At 56.8% G+C, this 21,073-nt stretch carries 13 protein-coding genes and 1 tRNA gene; 5 read left to right on the top strand and 9 right to left on the bottom strand.

What is annotated here, in order from left to right:
• Positions 1-275: 275 nt before the first annotated feature.
• The gene (locus M5R41_03375; protein ID MCZ7555430.1) at positions 276-1,682 is read right to left on the bottom strand and encodes a hypothetical protein; all 1,407 of its coding nucleotides are present in this window, start codon (positions 1,680-1,682) and stop codon (positions 276-278) included.
• Between the two features lie 61 nt (positions 1,683-1,743).
• A complete protein-coding gene (locus M5R41_03370; protein ID MCZ7555429.1) occupies positions 1,744-4,521 on the bottom strand; it encodes a T9SS type A sorting domain-containing protein in 2,778 nt (925 codons plus the stop codon).
• Positions 4,522-4,863: 342 nt separating this feature from the next.
• Between M5R41_03370 and M5R41_03365 the strand changes: the two genes are divergently transcribed.
• The 3 genes from M5R41_03365 (at position 4,864) to M5R41_03355 (ending at position 10,274) form a co-directional block, all read left to right on the top strand.
• A complete protein-coding gene (locus tag M5R41_03365) occupies positions 4,864-8,112 on the top strand; it encodes a T9SS type A sorting domain-containing protein (GenBank protein MCZ7555428.1) in 3,249 nt (1,082 codons plus the stop codon).
• A 290-nt stretch (positions 8,113-8,402) separates the two neighbouring features.
• Positions 8,403-8,549 carry a hypothetical protein gene (locus M5R41_03360; GenBank protein ID MCZ7555427.1) on the top strand — a complete coding sequence of 49 codons (147 nt, stop codon included), beginning with the start codon at positions 8,403-8,405 and terminating at the stop codon, positions 8,547-8,549.
• A 534-nt stretch (positions 8,550-9,083) separates the two neighbouring features.
• Positions 9,084-10,274 (top strand): ATP-binding protein, encoded by a 1,191-nt coding sequence (locus tag M5R41_03355; protein MCZ7555426.1) that lies wholly within the window; start codon positions 9,084-9,086, stop codon positions 10,272-10,274.
• Between the two features lie 137 nt (positions 10,275-10,411).
• On the opposite strand, the gene M5R41_03350 is transcribed toward M5R41_03355, so the two are convergent.
• Complete coding sequence (locus tag M5R41_03350) at positions 10,412-15,874, bottom strand: fibronectin type III domain-containing protein (GenBank protein ID MCZ7555425.1); 5,463 nt, start codon at positions 15,872-15,874, stop codon at positions 10,412-10,414.
• 314 nt (positions 15,875-16,188) lie between these two features.
• Here M5R41_03350 and M5R41_03345 point away from each other — a divergent pair, with 314 nt between their 5' ends.
• Positions 16,189-16,356, top strand: coding sequence for a hypothetical protein (locus M5R41_03345; GenBank protein MCZ7555424.1), 168 nt, complete (start codon positions 16,189-16,191; stop codon positions 16,354-16,356).
• Positions 16,357-16,496: 140 nt separating this feature from the next.
• Here the strand turns inward: M5R41_03345 and M5R41_03340 are convergent, their stop codons facing one another.
• The 3 genes from M5R41_03340 to M5R41_03330 form a co-directional block, all read right to left on the bottom strand.
• Positions 16,497-16,823, bottom strand: a complete 327-nt coding sequence (locus tag M5R41_03340) for a type II toxin-antitoxin system RelE/ParE family toxin (GenBank protein MCZ7555423.1) — start codon at positions 16,821-16,823, stop codon at positions 16,497-16,499.
• Positions 16,823-17,098 carry a type II toxin-antitoxin system Phd/YefM family antitoxin gene (locus tag M5R41_03335; protein MCZ7555422.1) on the bottom strand — a complete coding sequence of 92 codons (276 nt, stop codon included), beginning with the start codon at positions 17,096-17,098 and terminating at the stop codon, positions 16,823-16,825. Before M5R41_03335 ends, M5R41_03340 begins: the two co-directional genes overlap by 1 nt.
• A 130-nt stretch (positions 17,099-17,228) precedes the next feature.
• Positions 17,229-17,642, bottom strand: coding sequence for a hypothetical protein (locus M5R41_03330; protein ID MCZ7555421.1), 414 nt, complete (start codon positions 17,640-17,642; stop codon positions 17,229-17,231).
• 158 nt (positions 17,643-17,800) lie between these two features.
• Between M5R41_03330 and M5R41_03325 the strand changes: the two genes are divergently transcribed.
• Positions 17,801-17,887, top strand: a tRNA-Ser gene (locus M5R41_03325).
• A gap of 106 nt (positions 17,888-17,993) precedes the next feature.
• Here the strand turns inward: M5R41_03325 and M5R41_03320 are convergent.
• The 3 genes from M5R41_03320 to M5R41_03310 are packed head-to-tail and all read right to left on the bottom strand — an operon-like array spanning position 17,994 to position 21,061.
• Positions 17,994-19,115, bottom strand: coding sequence for a glycosyltransferase (locus M5R41_03320; protein MCZ7555420.1), 1,122 nt, complete (start codon positions 19,113-19,115; stop codon positions 17,994-17,996).
• An 8-nt stretch (positions 19,116-19,123) separates the two neighbouring features.
• On the bottom strand, positions 19,124-20,047 hold the full coding sequence (locus M5R41_03315) for a PorV/PorQ family protein (GenBank protein MCZ7555419.1): 924 nt from the start codon (positions 20,045-20,047) through the stop codon (positions 19,124-19,126).
• A gap of 12 nt (positions 20,048-20,059) precedes the next feature.
• Complete coding sequence (locus tag M5R41_03310) at positions 20,060-21,061, bottom strand: hypothetical protein (protein ID MCZ7555418.1); 1,002 nt, start codon at positions 21,059-21,061, stop codon at positions 20,060-20,062.
• Positions 21,062-21,073 lie beyond the last annotated feature (12 nt).

Below are 21,073 nucleotides of genomic sequence, written 5' to 3'. Positions count from 1 at the left end.
ATATTGTGAAATCCGAATGCATCATTGGCGCATGAATTACGACCTTAAAGCGGTGCCCGATTTCTGATCGTATTATAGGGCCGTCGGATCAGGAAGTCAACTCCTGTCGGGACAGAGATCATTCCGGAACACCGTAGCAGCGACAATCCGAGGGCGTACAGGGACGCAGGCTATACCAGATCGTACGGAAAGGTAAGGGCACAAATAACGCGTTACGGCATTTCCAGAAAACAGAATCGCATCCAGGGCAATAACTCTCGAACACCGTTCACAGCTCACTCGAGCAACCTGTAGTGCGTCCCGTAACCTCTTGGAGGTATGCGGCTTACCGCTGTCGCGAAGGTTTTCGAAACGATGCCCTTGCCCCTCCTCGTCTCGTAGCTCGTCGAGGAGATGGGGATTTCACCAGGTGTGCCGTGAACGATGCTCGTATTGAGAATGTCGACGGAAATGTCATGTATTCCGGGCAAATTGACATTTTTGAATGGTTCGAAAGATCCTCCGATCATTTGCTGCCCATCGTGCTGCCGCCAGAGCAGGCCTGTGGATGTGGATCTGCTGCCATCGGGGGTTTCGATGACAATGCTGCATTCGTACTCCGTACGCCCGATACCCGAGCGCTCCCGCAACACGGTGATTGTGTGCCAGGATCTGCTGGTCGTGTCTGTGAAGCTGGGGGTCGCATCTGTTCCGAACACATAATACCTGAAGGTTTTTCCCGGACTGAGGCTGAAATACTCGCTGCTTCGGTCTTCGATGCGTATAGCGCTGTGCGTCCGGACCCAACCAGTACCGGTATGAGTCATGCGCAGCATAACACCACTTCGTGCATCTTCGGTGATCCGTCTGCCCTGTTCGACCTGGAGCCATGTTCGCCCCTCGTCGAGCGATAGTTCGTACTGTACTTCACCGCGGTTCTTGTCGCATGGAATATTCACCGTTGCAGAAATCTCGAGTGGCAGCCAACGATACAACACTCCTCCTTCAGCCGGTGATCGAAGCTCGAACTCCGCAAAAGCGACACTTCTCGTGTAACTCCAACCAGACCAATCGAAAGCGCGTATCCGGAAATCAACACATTGCCCTGTGGTGAAAGGTGCATCGACCGGATGAAACGACGAGTCCGAGGTCAGTCTGAGATATCCGAATTGCCACGGGCCCCCGTGAATGGACCATTGAATCTGAACCATCTCGATTCCCGGCTCGCGTGCCTCCCACGTGAAGGTTACCTCGGGCTGACCAACAAATATCGCTCCATCCGTCGGGGTAATAAGTCGTACCGGCCTGTCGTCGAGGGTGATAACACCGGAGGAATCCCAGTGCTTCTCATCGGTTGTGCTGATAGCGAGCTTGAAGGTTGGGTATTTGAAGCGTTTTACATCGAAAGAGATCTCCCCCGTCTGCGCCGATGTAAAGACCAATTGCCTCCATTGAATTTCACTCGTGTACCGGTAATGAACAGTCAACGCAGAGAGCGCCGTATCGAGAAGTACCCATCGAAGCGTTATCGTCTGACGGGCGCTAACCAATGCGGTATCCGTCGGCGAGGTAATCCTGAACGGCTGCTTCGAGGTCACCGGCGGAGGAGGAGGGACATCCGGCTCGGTGCCCTGCTCTTTCGAACATGCGGAAAGCAGCAGGAGCAGGCCGGTCAGCATACACCATATCCTGAGCTTATTCATCTGCATTACCTATTGCGTTCGAAAATGCAACATACAACGTTTTTCATGAAGTCGATTCGGGTTACCTCAACAGCACCATGCGTGTCGACAACGACAAACCTTCAGCTTCGAGGCGACAGATATACACGCCCGATGGGAAATCCTTTGCGTCGAAATCCCGAACATGCCTGCCTGCATCGAGCGGGCCGTCGTGCAATGTCGTTATCGCTTCGCCGAGCAGATTGTACACTCTCAGTACAACGGGCCCGCGCTGCGTCGTGCTGAATTCAATGCGTGTCGAAGGGTTGAAGGGGTTGGGGTAGTTCGGCGAGAGCGAAACTCCGACAGGGAGGAACACATCCGTCCCGGTCGGTGGTCCATACTTCTCAAGCCGGAGCCGGTAACCCGCTAGTCCCGATGAGGGTGAGTCGGAAAAGGTGGTGAACAAACCATCCGTCGCTTCGACATACCAGAGCACATCGATGGTACGCGCGAGAGGCGAACCGGCGATGCGTTCGAGCACCGCAGCCAGCGCGCCATGCGTCATTGTCAGCTGCGGCTGCCGGCCGTCTTCGTTGGAAGTAATGGCCAGCCCACTGGTCAAGGTCGCCGCATCCATTATGTACACACGGTAGCGGAGGTCGTCGCTTGCGAGCGAATCGGAGTATCGCGAAACACGCATATCCGTGAAGGGATCCGGTGGCTCCGGCCTGTTCCATTTGAAATGTTCCGTGTTCGCGTATCTTACAAGGGTGAACTGAGCGTGGTCGGGAGGCTCGCGAAGTGAAAACGGCGAGGGTGCATGATCCAATACAGTGTATGTCTGCTTAGCTGAAAGTATGGCAGTGGGACCTTCGTGCTCCAGCACAATTTCCTGCATCGCAGTCAGCACGCTATCCGCGCCGCGTGCCACTGTCGATAGCAGTCGCAGCGGGAGCGAGCCGTTGATCGTAATGACCGAATCCAGATTCAGCGTGCTGTCGACGACATCGATCTCGTCGGGATAGCGGAAGCTCAGTCGCACGGGCACTGCCTCCGCAACCGGATTCAGAAAACGATCGCGTGCATGCAAAACGACCTCATACTCCCGCTGTACATAGACTCCGTTTTCTCCCGCATGCGGCCAGGTGATGTCGGCAAAAACATTGTCGAGCTGTCCGGACTTCCAGCTGATATCCGGCGATTGTTGCATCCATCCTGTTTTTAGCGGCGATATTTCCAAACGGATGTTTCTTTCCGCTTTACTCGAGATGTATCGCGCCGGGGCGCGGCCGTTGTTGAACAATGCGGGCGGTATCCGGTATTCTCCGGGCCTCACGGGTTGAAGTACCGTCCCACCGACGGTCAGCCTCGACCACGAATATCCCAGCGAGTCTGCACCCCATGCCCGCGTGGAGGAATCGGAATCCACGGTTGTGCCGCGAATCAGCAGCGTCGCATCCTTGCCGATCACGTCCCAGTCGCGCACGAAGCCGCCGAGGGTTTGGGCTTGCAGCTCGAAATAAAATTCTTCTCCGGCTTCGAGTGTGAACGGACCAGGCGCGGGAATATACAGCGCGACGGCTTTGTCGGCATACATCTCGTTTGTTATCCTCATCCTTCGCCCGCTGCTGTCCGCCCCCGCGGAAGTCGAGCGTGTGACCCAGTCGCCATCCGTCGCTTCGACGTACCAGATCACATCGAAGGTCGCTACGTCCGGGATTCCGGAAAGTGAGTCGATGATGTTCGCAAGGACGGATTGTGTAACGGAAAAAGCGGGATATAATCCATTATCGTCCGATGGAAGGACGTATTCCCTGCTGCGCGTCGCCGCATCAAGAAAATGTATCGTATAGCGGACCGTGTCTGAAACGAGTTCCTGTGAAGCCGAAAACACGCGAATACCGGTGTATGGATCAGGTGGTGAAGGCCTTTGCCAAATAAACATCTCGAGACTATTGTGTCGCACCAGCTTCTGATGAAACATATCCACCGGGGTCGTGAGAGCAAAGGGATGTGGCGGATGAATGTCGTAGAAAAATTCGTCGCTCGCGCCGGTCACATTCCAGCGCTTCGGTACAGAGGCGGTGAGTCTGCACCCAACGCCTCCCGACACAGGCCTGGGCAGGACAGGGCGGAAATAAAACCGCCCGACACCCTTGAGAGAGAGATTATCGAGAAAAGGATTCGGCAGGCCCGGAATGCCCTCAAGCTCGAACGTGGAGGCCCGCAGGAGGCGCAACGGTATGCTGTCCTGTACCATATTCGACCAGGTATCGCGCGCCGTAACCACGACTTCCACCGGACGATGCAGATAGAACAGCGGCGGCTCTGAATCGGTAGCCCTGGTCAAATCCACCAGAATGTTGTCGAGCGCTCCGGGAAGGACGGATATCGGCGGCGACAGGGCGCTGATCGAATCATGCGCCGGCGAGATCAGCAAACGCACACCGGACTCCGCTTTGGTGGAGCGAAAGCGGAACGAGGCCACACCCTTGGCGAAAATGAGCGGCGTGACGGTGTACTCCGTCCGGGGTGATCCCGGCAGCGCCACGCCCATGTGATCGATGATCAGCCAGGTATAGGCATCCAGGCGGCTGTTCCACGATCTGACGCTCGTATCCGTCTCGGCAGTGCAGTTCAAGACGCGCAGTGTGGCGTACACTCCGCTCTGGTCCCAGTTCGTATCCACACTGCCGTCGGGCATTCTCGCGATGAGCTGAAAGCTGACGGTTGAATCCGCCGCGACTTTCACCGTATCCGGAGACGCGAAACGTAGCTCCAGCCCTCGTTGTCCCTGCGCCTGAACCGCATTTACCGGATACAGAGCAAGCGACGCACATACCAGAAGAAAAACGGCGCAGTACCAAGGTGATTTCACGGTTACTCCGAATCGTCTGGTGCAGGATAGTTTCAACTTCGACAAATCAACGTACATTTCCACCTCCTTGAAACACGAAACTACGATTCACCATAGGGATGACACTTGAGCGGACGATTCGTTCCCCTCTTCGAAATATTTTTTTTGTGGCCTCACGCTCGTCGGCACAACCGTATTTCAGCAGCCCACCGCCCGGATATTCCGTATGCAGGGCCCGGCAACCGTCTTCCTATCGAGTGAATGCCGTTTTGCCTTGACTTTGTCACAATATGTACACAAGTTCAAGGTATTGAGCATTCTTTTGCGGTATTGCCGCATTTCACGAAAAGGACTGGAGGTAGCATGCGCGCGTTGTGTACCGTACTGCTGTTAGCGAGTTTTTCGTCTGTTTGTCTTGCACAAGGTAATACTCCCGACCGGACGTTGAAAAACGATCACTGGGACTTCATCAGCGCCAACCGCATGCTGCTGTGGTTCAGCAACAACGGAGCGTTAGCGCATAATCCGACCAGCTCCGGGAGCGGCTTGGAGTGGCCGGTCGGAAGCGGCAACAAACTCGTGTTCATGAGCGGGGTCGTGCATGGTGCGCGCCTCTTCGACACCCCGCACGTGGGCGGCTCCACCTACAATCATGGCTGGCAGGCGGGTGTCATCAGGGCGGACGGTATCGCAGATGATCCGCAGCATCCTCTGCACAGGATTTTCCGCGCCCGCCGCTTTGATCCTGTCTGGTGGAATGCGCAATCCCTCGCCACTCGTACCTACCTGCTTCGCGATCTGGCCGAATGGCCGGTGCAGTTCGGGGCGCCATGGGTGGATGCCAACGGGAATGGTATATACGATCCCGACACCACGGCCTGGCAACTGGGAGGCAACAGCGACGGACCGCTTCTGAACGGAGACGAAGCGTTCTGGTTCGCCGGTAACGATCTCGATTCCAGACGAACGATCAACCTGTATGGCGATATGCCTCTCGGACTGGAAATGCATACCCATATATGGGCTTCAAGCGGACATCCGGTTCTTGAAAATGTAATCTTCCGGGAACACACCTATTTTCAGAAAAGCACTGATTCGTTCCCCGACATGTACCTCGGCGCCTGGGAGGATCCCGACCTCGGGGACGCCTTCGACGACTTTGTCGGAGTGGACACTTCGCTCGGGCTCATGTTCACCTATAACGGCAGATCGCGCGACGGAGAACTCGGCCTCCCTCCGCAAAGCGGAACCGTATGGCTGCAAACACCTGTAAAGCCCGCCGCCGGACACACTGCACGGTATGGAAACGAACTCCGTAACGGCTATGCAAATCTCCCGCTGTCAGGCTACACATTTTACATCGGCGGGAGCAGTGTTTACCGCGACGCGGCGCTCAAAGAGCCCGCAGGCAGGGATCAAATGTATCATAATCTCAGCGGCAAACTGTGGAACGGCCAGAGCATGATCGATCCCGTGCGTCAGCGGGCGACCCCGCTTGCGCTCAGCGGAGATCCGGTATTGCGGCATGGTTGGGTGGATGGTATCGTTCACGCGCCGGGCGACAGGCGCGCCATCTCGAGCAGCGGACCATTTGAATTCGCCGTTGGCGACACACAGAAGGTACTGTTTGCGCATATCGCGGCGCAGGGCGGGAATAGCCTGCTCAGCGTCCGCGCGCTGCGTAACCTCACTCGGCAACTTCACGATATCAACCGGAATTTGCCGCGCGGTGTGATGCCGCCGGTGTTCTCGAGTTCCATTTCCTTTACAGCAACACCCGGTGACTATGAGGTGAATGTTTCCGGAGGTCCCTTTCACTCGGGTACGCTGGAGGTGGCCGCTTTACTTCGCGCTCCGGATGGTGCGGACGTTGCGCGCACTCCATTAAACGATAACGGTGTGGACGGCGATCAAACAGCCGGCGACGGGATATACGGAGGCAGCTTCAACGGTGTCAGCCCGGTGGCGAGCGGAGCGGACCTGTTCGTGCTCAGCAAAGACGCGGAGGGTGAGAAGCAGTGGTTCGTGGAAAGCGAAATCCCCACCAGCGGCGAGGTCCGCGTACGTATCGCCGAAATCGTCTCAGACAGCAGAAATTTCGACGGCCAGGCAAATCCGGGCGAGAATCTGCGGTTACGACTGCGTTTCGATAATCTCTCCGCCGACACGCTCGGCGGATGGCATCTCTTCCTCCGCGACTCCACATCTATGTATGCGGAGTGGACGGTGCTGCGACACGACGAACACATCCCGCCCGGAGAATTCAGCGAAACCACGTACGACGCAGCCGATCGCAATTCCTACCTCTCCATCACTATTCCCGCGGACGCAGTGGGGGGCACGGAACTGCTCTTCCCCGTCACGCTGATTTCCGACAACTATCAGCACTGGACCGATGTGCTGCGTATCGAGGTGGTGGATTACGACGTCCCGGATCTTCACGGGCTGCTTGCGCATGTCGAGGGTCACGCCGTTGGTTCGCTCGGTTACTCCGTCATGGATCCTGCCGCCCTCACGCTGCATGATTACCGCGTGAGCGTTGAAGGCGAGGATTTCGGCACAAAGACCTTATGGGTGGAAAATGTCACGCTGGGCACAACGCTGCATCGCGGACTCCCTCTCCCGGATAAATGGGTACATGACTCCCCCACCATCGACGGGTGGCGTCTGAGCATGGGTACCGCGTTCGATGAGCTTGTGTTCGACAGTCAGGGACAGAAGTTGGACAGCTTCCGCAAAACAGTTGTCGGCGCATTCACCGAGCCCTCCCGCGCATGGTTCCGAGCCGATGCCGAGCAGCTCATGATAGGCAAGGAATTCTGGAATTCGAAGCTGAATCTCTACGATGTGCTTCCGGTGAAATTGGTGTTCGACAGGAACAACGGTCAAAAAGCTCTCGGATACATGCGCGGAACCGTCCCGAACTATCGCTTTCAGGGTTACTTCGATGTGCCGTTGCGCGCCTACGATATGAGCGATACCAGCAATCCGCGGCAGATCATGCTGGGTTTCAGCGAGCAAGTCAACAGACCCAGTGCCGACAGCACCTGGTGGCCGACGGATCGCCCCGATGACCGCGAATTCCTCCTCATTTACGCGGATGATTACGCAGAGACTCCGGACAAGAAATTTCAGGGCCAGGCGTATGCGGATGCCGTAAATCTGGATTTGCTGTACGTACTCCACGGGTTTCGCGAAGCGAACATGCCCATGTTCGAAGACGGCGATGAATACCATATCATCGCGCCGGTACCGGTGAGCAATCGCGACGTGTACATACTCGCGAAGCCGCGCCTGCTCGACATCCGCAGCGAAGCGACACGACCGTCGGCGATCGCTCTGCATCAGAATTATCCCAATCCCTTTGGACCCGGCAGCGCGAGCGGTGGGAATAGCACGACCATCAGCTTCGATTTGCCGCGGGAGATGCATGCACGCGTGACGGTGTTCGATCTGCTCGGCAGACGGGTAGCAATGGTGCTCGATCGTGCGATGTCCGCCGGCACGCACAGAGTGCGCTTCGATGCCGCATCGCTGCGAAACGGTACCTACCTGCTCTGTCTTGATGCGGATGGCAGGCGCGAGAGCAGAACAGTGCTGGTCTTGAGATAAGCATTCCGTTGTGCTGCGATCTGATCTCAAGCATGACCCGGCGGCGTCTGTTGTGACATCGGTACTCAGGTTCCGGAGGTGTCATTCACATCGTTTCCTCAACGTGGAGCGGTGGCGAAGTCGTGTCCGGTTGTAATAGCCGAGCGCGGCTGTTAAGCTCGTTTTTTCGCACCTGCATATTAGCGATGCTTATCATGTTTGATTGTCTTTATCGTTGTTTTTTGTATAATTGCGCTGACTGATTCAATGTTCAATCCGGGAGAGAAACAGGTCCAGTGCTCGGCCGCGAAGTGGCGCATTCCGTCGACGGCGAGCTGCGCGAAGCCGGCAGCCACGTCATCGATTTCGACGCTTCGGCCCTCCCGGGCGGCGTCTACTTCTGCCGCATCGAAGCCGGCGGCGTTGTCCTGCATCGTGCGATGACACTGCTGCGTTAGCGAGGAAAGCGATACCGGACGACAAACGGACGGCCCCTGCTGCGAACTTGGCAAACACCTCGCACATTTCGCGGGGTGTTTTATTTGATCACCCGCATGCTCTTCTGATGTACAGTCAAAGTACTTGGCCACACTGGACGTCACATTTACTCAATACGATGAGTATTTTTACTCAATGTATTGAGCATGTAAATGCACAACTCTGCGCTATATGGATCAGTTGGGATACGCGGCTTGTCGTCGGTGGCCATGGTTGGAGCGGATGAACGCGGATACAGCGTTCGCCTTGCTGATTCCGGACAGCCGAAGATACGGCTGTAATATCTTATGTTTTGGTCTATCCGATCGACGTAATACCTTTTATTGCAATGCATTAAGCACTTCTTATCTATTCGATTCCTTCAACTGTGGATTCTAATCAGAACTTGATTATACTCAAGGTATTGAGTATTTTTACTCAGCATATTGAGTAATATTCGCCCCATCAACGTCGCTCAGGGGCCAGGTTAAGGAAAGCAGGCAACGGAGATACTGATGCTTCAAGCGTTTCGCAGATCAGAATTCGAGGTACTGGCTGGGCGCATTGCGGAGCCGCGGAGATTCATTCAGATCCTGACCGGTGCGAGGCAGGTCGGGAAAACCACACTGGTGCGCCAACTCATCGAGGTTGCGGGAATGTCGGCGCACTACGCCAGCGCGGACGAGCCGGGTTCCCTCGGCGATGTGTGGATAGCACAGCAGTGGGAAATCGCCCGCCTCCGCTCGAAAGATGCATCCTCATTGCTCATACTCGACGAAATCCAGAAGCTTCCGGGATGGTCCGAGACGGTGAAGCGGCTTTGGGACGAGGATACGCGGACACAACGGGATATTCGCGTAATACTGCTCGGTTCCGCACCGTTGCTGATGCATCGCGGAATGACGGAGAGCCTTGCCGGGCGCTTCGAGACCCTCCACCTCCCCCACTGGTCGGCTGCGGAGATGTCGCAAGCATTTGGCTGGACCATCGAGCAGTACATCTACCACGGAGGCTATCCGGGATCCGCGTCATTGATCGACGATGCGTCGCGGTGGAGCAGCTACATACGCGATGCGCTTATTGAAACCTCCATCTCGCGCGATGTCTTCATGCTCACACGTATCGACAAGCCTGTCTTGCTTCGGAGGATGTTCGAGCTTGGTTGCCAATACTCATCGCGGATACTGTCGTATACGAAATTGCTCGGGCAGTTGCAGGATGCCGGCAACACAACCACCCTGGCACATTATCTCGACCTGCTTTCGGCTTCCGGTCTGCTTGGAGGCTTACAGAAATTCGCCGGCGAAGCCGTCCGCAAGCGAGGCTCCAGTCCCAAATTCCAGGTGTACAACAACGCGCTGATCTCCGCGCAGTCCGGCTACACTTACGAGGAAGCCCGGCGCGATCCCGTATTCTGGGGCCATTTGGTTGAGTCCGCCGTCGGTGCCCATTTGCTGAATGCGGCGTCGAACAAAAATTTCGAGCTGTACTACTGGCGCGATGGCGACCGCGAAGTGGATTTCGTCATTCAAAGCAAGCGCGGCCTGACGGCCATAGAAGTCAAGAGTGGACGCGTTCGCGACACACTCCCCGGCATGGAGCGCTTCAACGCCGCCTTCCATCCCGACCGCATGCTGCTCGTCGGCGCCGACGGCATAGCGGTGGAGGAATTCCTGATGACGGATGTGGAGAGGTGGGTGGGGTGAGAGCTGCACTGACAGGTGCTTCAACGTGCTAATAGCGCGTGCAACGGCGATACCGGTGAAATCCGAAGCAACAATTTTCCTGCTATAATGCCGGGTAATGTGCGCTTATCGGAGCACTATCTCCAGATTATATTTCCCTACGGAACGAGCAACATCAGCCTCGTGCTAATGCTTCCTCCGACGTCAAGCTGATAGCGGTACACACCGGCAGGCAGTCGGCTACAGTCAAAGGGGAAACGGTACTCCCCTGCCGGAAGATATCCGTCATATATGTCCGCGATCTTTTCGCCCAGGAGATTGAACACGCGGATCCTCGCTCGACACGTGCGTTGGAGCGTAAACGGAAGAATCGTCTCACGTCCTGCGGGATTCGGGTAGTTCTGCTGCAGCACCGCGGCGGCGGGAAACGGCCTGCTCTGTCGTATGTTGGTCGTCGATTGTTCTATCGCAACTGCGCGGCGGTCGACATGGCTGCGATCATTTCCGTCAACCATGAGCGCTTGCAGAAGGATGGCGTCGATATCCGCATCAATCTCGATGTCGAGGCTATCTTCAATCTCCTCCGACGCGGAGAGTACTCCGATGTCGATCCACTCGATGCCGGCACCCACACCAGACGTGAGGCAAGCGATGTGAACGGATCCTGGCACCGTCATATTCATTCCAACATTCCTGACGGCGAATCGGAGCCGGCAGCTCGCGGGATTGGAGCCACCGATTCGCCGTACAGTTGCCCGATCGAAGAGGAGTGCGGGCTGTGTGATCATTACCTCGATTCGGCTCCGCAACGTGGTGAGCGCGTCGATGGCAAGCGGTACCAACGCCGCAATGGAATCGATGTCCGTGATAAGGTTCGCCTGTTTGCCGTCTTCCGGAGAAATCAGATAGTCGAAGAGTCCGGCCGAAAGTAGCAGACGCCGCGTCTTCACCCGCTGCAGATCCGCGAGTGTACCATAGACTTCCTTACGCACAGACTCGTTCTCGAACATCTTCTGCGGAGGGATGCCCGCCAGTGGTCGCTGCATGCGTTCTAATGCGGAGACCATTTCCGTCCCGCTGCGACGCAGGGCCCCTGCGTTTGCGGATACATATGCCGTGTCGCCCGCAATGACATGCTCCCTCAGTGCGAGTAGAAGTGCAGCATCGTCAGCGATGTCCTGAACGACCTGGATTGAAGGGACTGTGCGTCTGTGGAAGAATGAGTCGCCGGCACTGCTTGAGATGCCGGACAATGATGGATTGAATATGGATTCACCCGCATGCATCAGCGCCGATGGAATGGCAGCGACAGCGGAATCGACCGCAGACAGGAACAAGAGGTTCTCCACCGGGATGGCAGCCTGCGTCAGCACGGTATGCATCGCCTCCATCAACTTCGTACGCAGCGCCGTCAGCCGTCCGAGAAACTGTTTGGACTCGGTCGCAGGCAACTTTCCGATGTCTGCTGCGGCATCCAACTCATAACAGAGATCTATGAAATCCTGAAACCCTGAGCTCAGGGTATCGATATCGAGACGCAGGTTGGAGAGAAACGCGTCACGTCTCCCCACAGCAGCCGAATGGGTACCGCTAAACAGCATCTCCTCGGTTTTCAGGGCGTACCTGGGGATGAGCGGCTGCGTCGACGGTAAGTAATATCGACCGAGCATGCGCTCACACCAGAAATCAGACAGGGAAAGCATCAAGGAAGCGCTGCATTCCGGCACGTCGCCACGGAGGAGCACTGCGCTCTCGACGAATCGGTTCAAGGTTGTACCCGTGTTCGCACCCATGCGCACGAGCAGTTGCTGCAGGTTATCGGCGACGGCAAGCACCATATCCTCCATCGCCGCGTTCTCGAGATCCGGCCGTCTGCCGGCAAGTCCTCGCTGCTGTTTCCACGCGAGCATAAGAGCGATCAGATTCTTGCTCAGCACCGCAGGTGCGCGTCCGGCCTGGCGAGCGACATCTCCGACTCCCACGAGAGGAGGAATCGCGGATGGATCGCCCCAACTCATTTCCAGCGCCTCCTCGAACAACATGTAGCGCTTCAGCGCCTCGACAGCGCTGTCAGGCTGTTCTGCGCCGACATTCGACCATCGGTCGAGCAATCCCAAGGCGGCCGATTCGTCATAACCGCGCGTGTAATCGCCGAGGAGATAACGGAGAGTCTGCATTTCCACGGGGCCTTCGGGGATCAGCGCTTCGAGGCGTTTGGCAAGAAGTCGTTTCTCATCCACTGCCGCGAGCAAGGCCGGCGTTATCCGTATTTTTGGCGTGATGGCGCTCACAGTTTCGGACCAATCGGACGTTCCGAAACTGTTGAACGCCCGCAGACGATAGTAATAGCGCGTCTCTGCAGTCAAACCCGAATCCGTATACGTGCGCGCATGCTGGCCCGGAGCCGGTGTTACATCGGAGAATCCGGACGGTGCGGCAGTGAGCGAACGCTGTAGCTCAAATCCATCTTCCGGCTTCGAATCCGAAGGCATCGTCCATGCGAGCTCGATGACCGACGGGGCGCTTGCGTGCACGATGATATCCTGGGGAATAGCTGGAAAATTCGCTTCCGGTGTGGTGACGCTGACTGTGTCCGTGAAGGGTGAAAATCCGGAGCTATTGTACGAACGGATACGATAGTAATAGAGTGTCTCGGGCGTGAGACCGCTGCGTATATATCGCTCAGCTCCCTTTTGAGCAAAAGGATAAAGGAGTGTGAAGTCTGCTGCATCTCCCGTAAGCGATTCCTCGATCTGTACCCCATCCTCATAGTGTGGCGGTGGAAGGATCCACTGCAGTTCCACGCTGCGCGCATCGATTGCGCGAACCCGCAGACCGAACGGAGCCGATGGGATAGGAACCGCCGGCGTCACGGCTATCTCTTCCGGAGACCAGACCGAGTATCCGCGCGCATTGAAGGCACGTACGCGATAATGGTACGATGTTGCCTGCTGCAGATTATCATCGGTGACGAAGGTGGTGTCGGCACCGGTCACCCGAATTGTTACCCAATCCCCTCCTTCCATTTTCCGGCTTAATTCATAACCGGTCTCGTTCCCCGATCCGCTCTCCCAAGATAAAAGGATCGAATGATGATTCACTGGTACAGCGGTCAACTTCCTCGGTGTGGAGGGTGCCGCACGTGTTGTGAGCGCGACCTCGTTCGAACGCCCCGACACCGCTCCCGCAGAAACGGCACGGACAAAGAATGCAAGGTTCGTATCGGGCGGAAGGGCGGCGAGGAGGTGGCCCGTGACATTCGCGTTAACAGTAGAAGCGAGTTGCCAGATACCCGCTTCGATGCGTTGCCAGATTTCGTATCCCGTTTCGCTTGCCGCATTGTCTTCCCAATCCAACCTCACTTCTGTTGAGGACAGCACCAAGCCCTGAAGATTCGTCGGCATTTGAAGAAACCCAAGCGTCGTTGTCGAAACCGTATCACCGTATCCCGAATTGATTGCGTGTATCATCGCACGAACGCCGAAAGTGTATGGCGTCGATGCAGCCAGTCCCCGTATCGAGCTTGTCGTGGATTCGGGTGCCAGGGTATCGACCGGGATCCACGACAGCCCGTTTCGGATGTCCACGATGAAGGCAGTCTCCGATAGCGATTCGTTGGTCCAGTTCAGTGTGATTTCTTCGCATGAAAACGGCTGCGCGGTAAGCTGCCCTGGCGGTGTGAACGGAAGCGTGGCTGCGGTTTCGATGTTCGAGTAGGCCGACGCGTAGCTTCCTTCCACAGCCCGGACACGAAATTCCGAAACCGTCGATGGCGCTCCCACCCATACCGAGCATTCCGTGAGATCAGCATCAACTGTATCGACGATACGCCATCCGAAGCCCGACATACTGCTCTCGACTACGAAACCCGATTCGCTGTCGGACTGATCATCCCACCGGAGGGTAACAGTCACCTCGGTAGAGCGCACCGCCCGTAGATTCGACGGTGGAGCAAAACGCAGCGTCGTGTCGATTGCGACGTTGGAGTAATCGGACTCATACATTGGATTGATGGCCTTCATGCGGAAACGATATTCGGTTTCCGGCCTGAGATGTTCCACCATAAAGCGCTCGGTATTAGCCGGGATGGTATTGATCGGAAACCACGACGTGTCCGGCATCTGTTGTTCGAGGACGAAGGCGCTTTCATGATCGGAGAGGTCTGTCCATTCCAGGAGCAAACGGGTGGCGTACGCCTCAATAACGCGCAGGAAAACGGGAGCGGTTGGGATACCGAAAGAGGGACCGACCGCCGGAATGCGCAGAATGACGCCGTCGGTGGACGCATGTGTCTGCTGCCATCCGTTGATGATAGGGAAATCCGGACTGTCCGTACGCCCGGCAACGACAATGTTGCCTTTACCGTCGAACTCGGATTGGTATGCCAGGTCGTTGGAGGAACCGCCGAAGTAGGAAGAGAACAACATTGATCGGTCCGGATTCAGTACGCTGACGAACATCTCGTATGGCGTATTCCTCTGCTTCTGAAACGCGCTCCGAAGAGGGAAATCCACACTCTGCGTGCTGCCCGAGAGCAACAGTCTCCCCCCTGCGTCTACGTCCAGCCCACCATGATAGGCGCGATCATTGTCGGAGCCGCCGAGGTAGGTAGCCCATTCCCGAATCCGTCCGTTCGCGGGTGTACCTGTCGCGGCATATTTGCTGATATAGATATCCTGGAGACCGGCATTTGCCGCCTGAATAGGATTCAAAACCGGCAGGTCCGTGCTCCTGCTCGTGAGCACCGCATAGAGCGCCCCCTGCGCGTCACTGACGATGCGATTCGCTTCATCCAAACCGTTCCCCCCAACGTATGTCGACCAGAGCAAACCGCCCGTGGAATCATACTCGGCAACGAATCCGTCAAACTGGTTCGGGATAAACGAAGACTGGAGGGGATGCAGAAGGGGGAAATCACCACTTCGCGTATATCCGCAGACCGCGACGGTTCCCTGCGGCGTCGCGGCACAACCGAGAATTTCGTCTGCCTCGCTTCCTCCGAGATACGTCGACCAGCCGAGTGCTCCACCCGAAGAGAACTTGAGCAGAAAACCATCGGTCGTACCTGAATACTGTGCCTGCTGTGCATGCGCGACCGGAATATCCGTGCTTGAGGAAAAAAATCCCGCGTATATCGCTCCCGAAGCATCCGTCGTCAACCCTCCCCCGTACCCTTCCGTGGTATTCGTACCTTCCATCCCGCTTCCTCCGAAAAAGGTCGCCCAGATCGGCACCCCGTCGGGACGGAACTTCGCAAGAAACATATCCGCTTCGCCGGCAATCTGTGGTTGCCAGGGCTGGACAACGGGAAAATCAGCGCTTCGCGTCGATCCGAGCAGAATCAGATTTCCGAAGGCATCGACGGTAATAGCCGCGATGCGATCCAGGTCGCTGCCGCCGAAATAGGTCGACCAGAGCAGTTGTCCCCCCGCATCGAACTTCGCGACGATACCGTCCTTGTATCCACCGGCATGCGTTGGTTGAACGGCATTCAATACTGGAAAATCCGTACTCGTCGACTCCCCGGCGACGTAGATATTCCCTCCCGCATCGCATGCAACTGCGGTGATGATATCGAAAAGACCACCCCCGAAATAGCTTCCCCACGATTCGTCTGCCATGCGGCTCGGTGATTGTGACTGTGCGCCATTCGACAGAGCGACGAATACCGCAACCATCAGGATCGAGCACAATGAACGCTTCGGAATTCCTTGCCTCTTGCTCATCTTCGTTCCTCACACAGTGGATCAGCTTCCCGCATAACGGTAAGGGAGCAGGTAATCGCGAATCTTCACCTGAAGATAGGAAGAAATAACCCCTGACACCATGAAAAGTTACACGTGAAAAGTTACACGTGTAGGGGTGCGCTGCCGCCGACACTTGATCGTATGTTCATCTGCCAAGTAGCTTCAAGATTCATGTTATCGAAATTTCTGTGTTTTCAGCGCTGTGGCCGTTCAGAAGCGGACGCGTTCGCGACACACTCCCCGGCATGGAGCGCTTCAACGCCGCCTTCCATCCCGACCGCATGCTGCTCGTCGACGGCGACGGAATACCAGTGGAGGAATTCCTGATGACGGATGTGGAGAGGTGGGTGGGGTGAGAAATTACCGGGGTTGACTTCAATACGGTCCGGCATATTCTGCATCCGGCCTTGCGGCTGAACTCCCTTCTCACGTTCGAATGAAGAGACGAAGGGTCAACTATCGTGAATGTGGGAGGATTCCCGCATGCCTACAGGATTCAGGCTTGGAGTAATCGCCGCTGTAGCACCGCCTGCATATCACGGCGGCCATCGCCAATCACCATAACGAAAACCTCGTCGGATATGATTCGATAAATAATCCGATATGGTTTGAAATAAATCTCCCGGTACTCGCGAAGCCCTGTGGCCAGCAATTCTTTAGGATAGGCACCACGCTCCGGGTTTTCAGCGAGCTTGGAAAAACACTTTTCTATTTGATCAAGCACGTAATCCGCTTTTCCCGGCGCGTCGTGGGAGTCAATGTAATCGTACAAGCGCTCCAGGTCGCGAGACGCATCGTCGGTCAGAAACACCCGGAGGGACATCAGCGATTCTTGCTCCGGCTCCGGAGGCGCTGGACGACTTCTCCAGCGGGCTGCACCCTGCCCTCCTCAACCTGACGCGTGCCGAGAGCAAGAATCTTCAGCAGCGCCATTGTCTCCTGAATTTGCTCATAGCTTTCGATATCCTGCAACACAACCTTGGCTTGGCCGTTCTGGGTGATGATCAGGGGTCCCTCTTGCACGGACATGGTGCGTACGATTTCCGCAGCATGCGCTTTCAGGTAGCTTATGGGTTTGATCTGTCGAGAGAGTTTCATATCGGCACTCCTTGTAAGACCAAATATAGTCCGTAAACAGCTTCACTGTCAAGCGGGGTTTCGGCGGTCCCTGAGCGAGTGTCGGCGGTCCCTGAGCGAAGTCGAAGGGACGCTCAACTACGGCGAAGGGTCAATCACCGGAAGGGCGGTCCGATGATGTTCTGAACGCCACGATGCCGCTGCTCATCAGTAGAAGAAATGCAATCGGTACCCAGAGGGCCCGTTCACCCGCGCTTGGTGTGATCAGATTGAGAACGAAGCTCAGTACCGCGAATGCAACGACGAAGCACACGAGTCGTCGAGAAACTCGAGACCAATTGGGCAGAATCAGGCCCGCCCTAGCCAGCACGACGACCGCAGTGCCCGCGAGCAGTACCGCCTGGACGTGTGCTGCTATACGCAACGCGGGTGGGAACTGGCCGGGTAAGGCTCCGCCCATGGCGAACTCCCCCCAATGCGCACCGGCAGCCAAAGCAACTTGAAAAACTATGACGCCAGTGGTGATGATTGCGTACATTAGAGCTGCCGCACGCTTCATTTTCATTGATTTGATGTCTCCTATCAATTCCTCAGATCCTGCCCCGAATCAACTACCAGATTCGTGGTGACTTCCTGTTGTCGTCGGATTGTTTCGAGTTTTTTGTGTTTTTGAAGCGGTTAGCGTATCTTTAAAAATCGTCTTTTTTAGGCGATGCCCCAAAAGGAGAGATGCCAGAGCGGTTGAATGGGGCGGTCTCGAAAACCGTTGTGCCCTTATGGGTACCCTGGGTTCGAATCCCAGTCTCTCCGCACCGAAAGGCTTGAGTACATCGTGCTCAAGCCTTTTTCTGTTTTTCCTAGGAAGGGACAATACTCCAAAGCTTCCCAGGGTCCGGACGGTGGCGTGTCACTTCGTTCAGGGGCGGATAAGCATCCGAATGGCATCGAGAAGGACCGCCTTTTCATTCTCCCAGGTGTAGTGCTCCGCGGCAATGGACGCATTCTCCGCGCAGCGACCGCGCAGCTGCCGATCATGTACGAGGAGTTGCAGGGCCTGCGTCACGGCCTGCCCGTTTGCGGGATTGACGGAGATTCCCGCTCCCGCCTCCCTGATCACGGCGGAGATTTCCGGTCCGTCACTGGCCAATACCGGTAATCCCGCTGCCAGATATTCAAACAGCTTGTTCGGAAGACTGAGCCGGTAACTTTCTCCCAGCGCTTCGATGAGACAGATTCCAACATCTGCGGAAACGGTATAGCGTTGCAGCTCGACGGACGGCACCGCGGGCAGCACGAACACCCTCTCCGCCATCCCCTTGTCCCGTGCATGCTGCAACACGTCGGACGCCAGCGGTCCGTCACCAAGAAACACGAGGGCGCAATCTGATACTTGCGCGACGGCACGGAGCATGGGCAGCGCGCCTCTCCCCTTCTGCAGGCCGCCCTGCGACAGCAAAACGACAACATTTTCCGGTATGTCGAGCAAGGATCGAAGAAGATTCTCGCGTCCGGCCGCCTTCCAGTCCGCGACATTTCTGACGACGGCGACGTGTCCATACCCTCTGCCGCGAAGGATGTCCGCGATGGAGGTATTGACGGTGAGCAGCGTGTCGGCGCGCGGCGCGTACACACGCTCGATCAAGGACCAAAAGCGCTGTGTCAGGGCTCTCCCCCGCAGTGCCGCGATGGAGGTGTACAGCTCACGAGAGTCGTAGATCAGCGGCGCCGTCGCGGCCTTGGCCGCCCGTGCCGCAGCGGGCAACGTATAGAGATCGGAAGCGACATAGAGATCTGCGCGGAGCGCCTCGGCCATCCGCGCGGCATGAAACCAGAACGCGGGAAGCGCGCGCCGCAATGAGGAATGACCGGGAGGGATATTCCGGACGTCTATATCCTGCAAATGTGGAGACGGAGCGTCGGACAGGGCGATGACGGAGACGCGGTAGGCGTCTGCAAGCGTGCTCGCGAAACGGCGGAGACGGGAATCACGGGAAATATCGCCCGCGAAGGTGAAGCAAATATGCTTCCGCGCGTCCATGCCGCGCGTCAGAGTCTTATGGAAAGCGCGATGGTGTGCGCGGCGCCGAAGCTCTCGGTAAACGGCGTGAAGGCGTAATCGAAGCGCAGCGACGTGTAGGCGAAGCCCGCGCCGAAGGAGACGTTCTTGATCTCGTAGCCGCTCTGATACCCCGCACGGAAATACACGGAATTCACATAATTGAACTCCGCGCCCAGCGCCGCATGCGTCGCTTCATCTTCGAACACCGACATCACTCCGCCGGTGACAACCAGTGTGCTCCTGAGCGAGGGCACCGGAATGTCGTAGGACGCTCCCGCGCGCAGCAGCGTCGGTAAGGTCGTGGAGGCGTAGCGCAACTCGGACATGCTTCCCAGATTCGCCACTGCGAGGCCAAAACGCAAGCCGTGCAAATCCCCGCCTTCGAACGGATCGATGCTCGCGCCGAAATCGAAGGCGTAGCCGTCCGCCGCGTCCGTGTAAATTTTCTCCATCACGTACTTCGCGGTGATGCCTACGTCCAGTCCGTCTGTCAGAGCGAACGCCATGCTCAGACCACCGGCGAAATTTCGTGAATCAAAGGTCCCCTGCGCCTCTCCCGGGCGGTCGCGGATTTCAATTCCCTCCACACTGGTCAGGCCCATGTGTATGCCGAGCGTCCACGACGAAAACGGCACCACGACGCCGAGATATTCCGTACTCAGATCCTGAACCCACTCGTTATGCGTGATGGTGATCGAGGCGTTCTCATCGTCCGACAGCAGTGCGGGATTGTAGTACACGGCCGCCCCCAGGTCGGAGGTAACGACGCCCACATCCCCCATGGCCATGGCGCGCGCATCAGCACCGATTTTCAGAAACGACAAACCGGATCCCCCGGCCTGCGCAACGAGCTGCGACGGAAGGGCCAGTGTGGTGAGAAGAAAAACGACGACGACAGAGCGATGCAACATCGGGTCTCCGGATCAGAATGACACAGCGAAGGACAGTACGTGCGTGGGTGACGGCGCGATCGGTTCCAGAATAAACGCGTAATGAATGACCGGCTCCATTTGTGCAACCGGCTGCGTTACGGAAAATCCGAACGTCGGACGCGGATCGATACCCTTGTCGGAGAAATCCAGCCGCTCGACACCGCCGCGAAGAGTGATCTGTTTCACGACGGGAACTTCGACGCCCACGCGTCCAAGATACGAATCTCCGTCAATCATCTCCACTTCCGCGGATACGATACCGTACTCGCGCGGCAGTGTATACCCTATTCCGGCGCGGTAGATGCGGGCAAAGGGATCCTCCGTCGAGTTACCGCGCTGCGGTCCGTACAAATCGCTCGTATCCCATTTGTACTTGCTCAGCAGTTCCTGCGCGATGAGAGCGACGCGGAGCGTCGGGGAGAGCTGATAGAGAATACCGACGTCCACACCGAAGCCGGAGGAGGTGACGCCCTCGTATAAGCCGGAATAGTAGAATTTTGCATTGAAGCCGACGGCGAGGCGATCGGAGAAACGGGTCCCGAAGTTCACGTAGAACTGATTCTCGAAAACGCTCAACTCTTCCGTCGGTCTGCCGTCGCTGTCGTAGCCCTGAATCGTGCCGTCTCCGGCGTTGATCCAGCCGACGGAGATACCGGAAATGGACTGTACGCCCGGTTCCGCTTCATAGACCGCGGCTTCCTTGTCGTAAATGCGCAGAGTCTGCGTATAGCTGACCTGATTGAATTTGCGGTCCAGGGAGAGGAAGGCATAGCTGCCATGCAGGACATATCCCTCCTGAAAAGCACTGAGGGCGGGATTGTAGTAGGTGGAAATCGTTCCGTCCATAACGGTGGAGAGCGCATTGCCCATTCCCTGCCCGCGGGCGCCGAAGCCCATGCGGGTGAACACACCGGCCGTGCCTTCCTGTGCATGCACGGCGACGGTTGTCAGACACAATGTGATGAGAGCAATTACTGCTGTGCGGGTGTTCATCAAGCCTGCCTC

It is taken from the genome of Bacteroidia bacterium, assembly GCA_027493955.1.
Taxonomy (GTDB): domain Bacteria; phylum Bacteroidota; class Ignavibacteria; order SZUA-365; family SZUA-365; genus JAOSJT01.
This window is presented reverse-complemented; position numbering and strand designations above follow the sequence as displayed.

Excerpts from the sequence above, each read along its gene's own strand:
- M5R41_03375 (MCZ7555430.1), bottom strand. The coding sequence starts at position 1,682 with ATGAATAAGCTCAGGATATGGTGTATGCTGACCGGCCTGCTCCTGCTG.
- M5R41_03365 (MCZ7555428.1), top strand. The coding sequence starts at position 4,864 with ATGCGCGCGTTGTGTACCGTACTGCTGTTAGCGAGTTTTTCGTCTGTT.
- M5R41_03355 (MCZ7555426.1), top strand. The coding sequence starts at position 9,084 with ATGCTTCAAGCGTTTCGCAGATCAGAATTCGAGGTACTGGCTGGGCGC.
- M5R41_03350 (MCZ7555425.1), bottom strand. The coding sequence starts at position 15,874 with ATGGCAGACGAATCGTGGGGAAGCTATTTCGGGGGTGGTCTTTTCGAT.
- M5R41_03340 (MCZ7555423.1), bottom strand. The coding sequence starts at position 16,823 with ATGTCCCTCCGGGTGTTTCTGACCGACGATGCGTCTCGCGACCTGGAG.
- M5R41_03335 (MCZ7555422.1), bottom strand. The coding sequence starts at position 17,098 with ATGAAACTCTCTCGACAGATCAAACCCATAAGCTACCTGAAAGCGCAT.
- M5R41_03330 (MCZ7555421.1), bottom strand. The coding sequence starts at position 17,642 with ATGAAAATGAAGCGTGCGGCAGCTCTAATGTACGCAATCATCACCACT.
- M5R41_03320 (MCZ7555420.1), bottom strand. The coding sequence starts at position 19,115 with ATGGACGCGCGGAAGCATATTTGCTTCACCTTCGCGGGCGATATTTCC.
- M5R41_03315 (MCZ7555419.1), bottom strand. The coding sequence starts at position 20,047 with ATGTTGCATCGCTCTGTCGTCGTCGTTTTTCTTCTCACCACACTGGCC.
- M5R41_03310 (MCZ7555418.1), bottom strand. The coding sequence starts at position 21,061 with ATGAACACCCGCACAGCAGTAATTGCTCTCATCACATTGTGTCTGACA.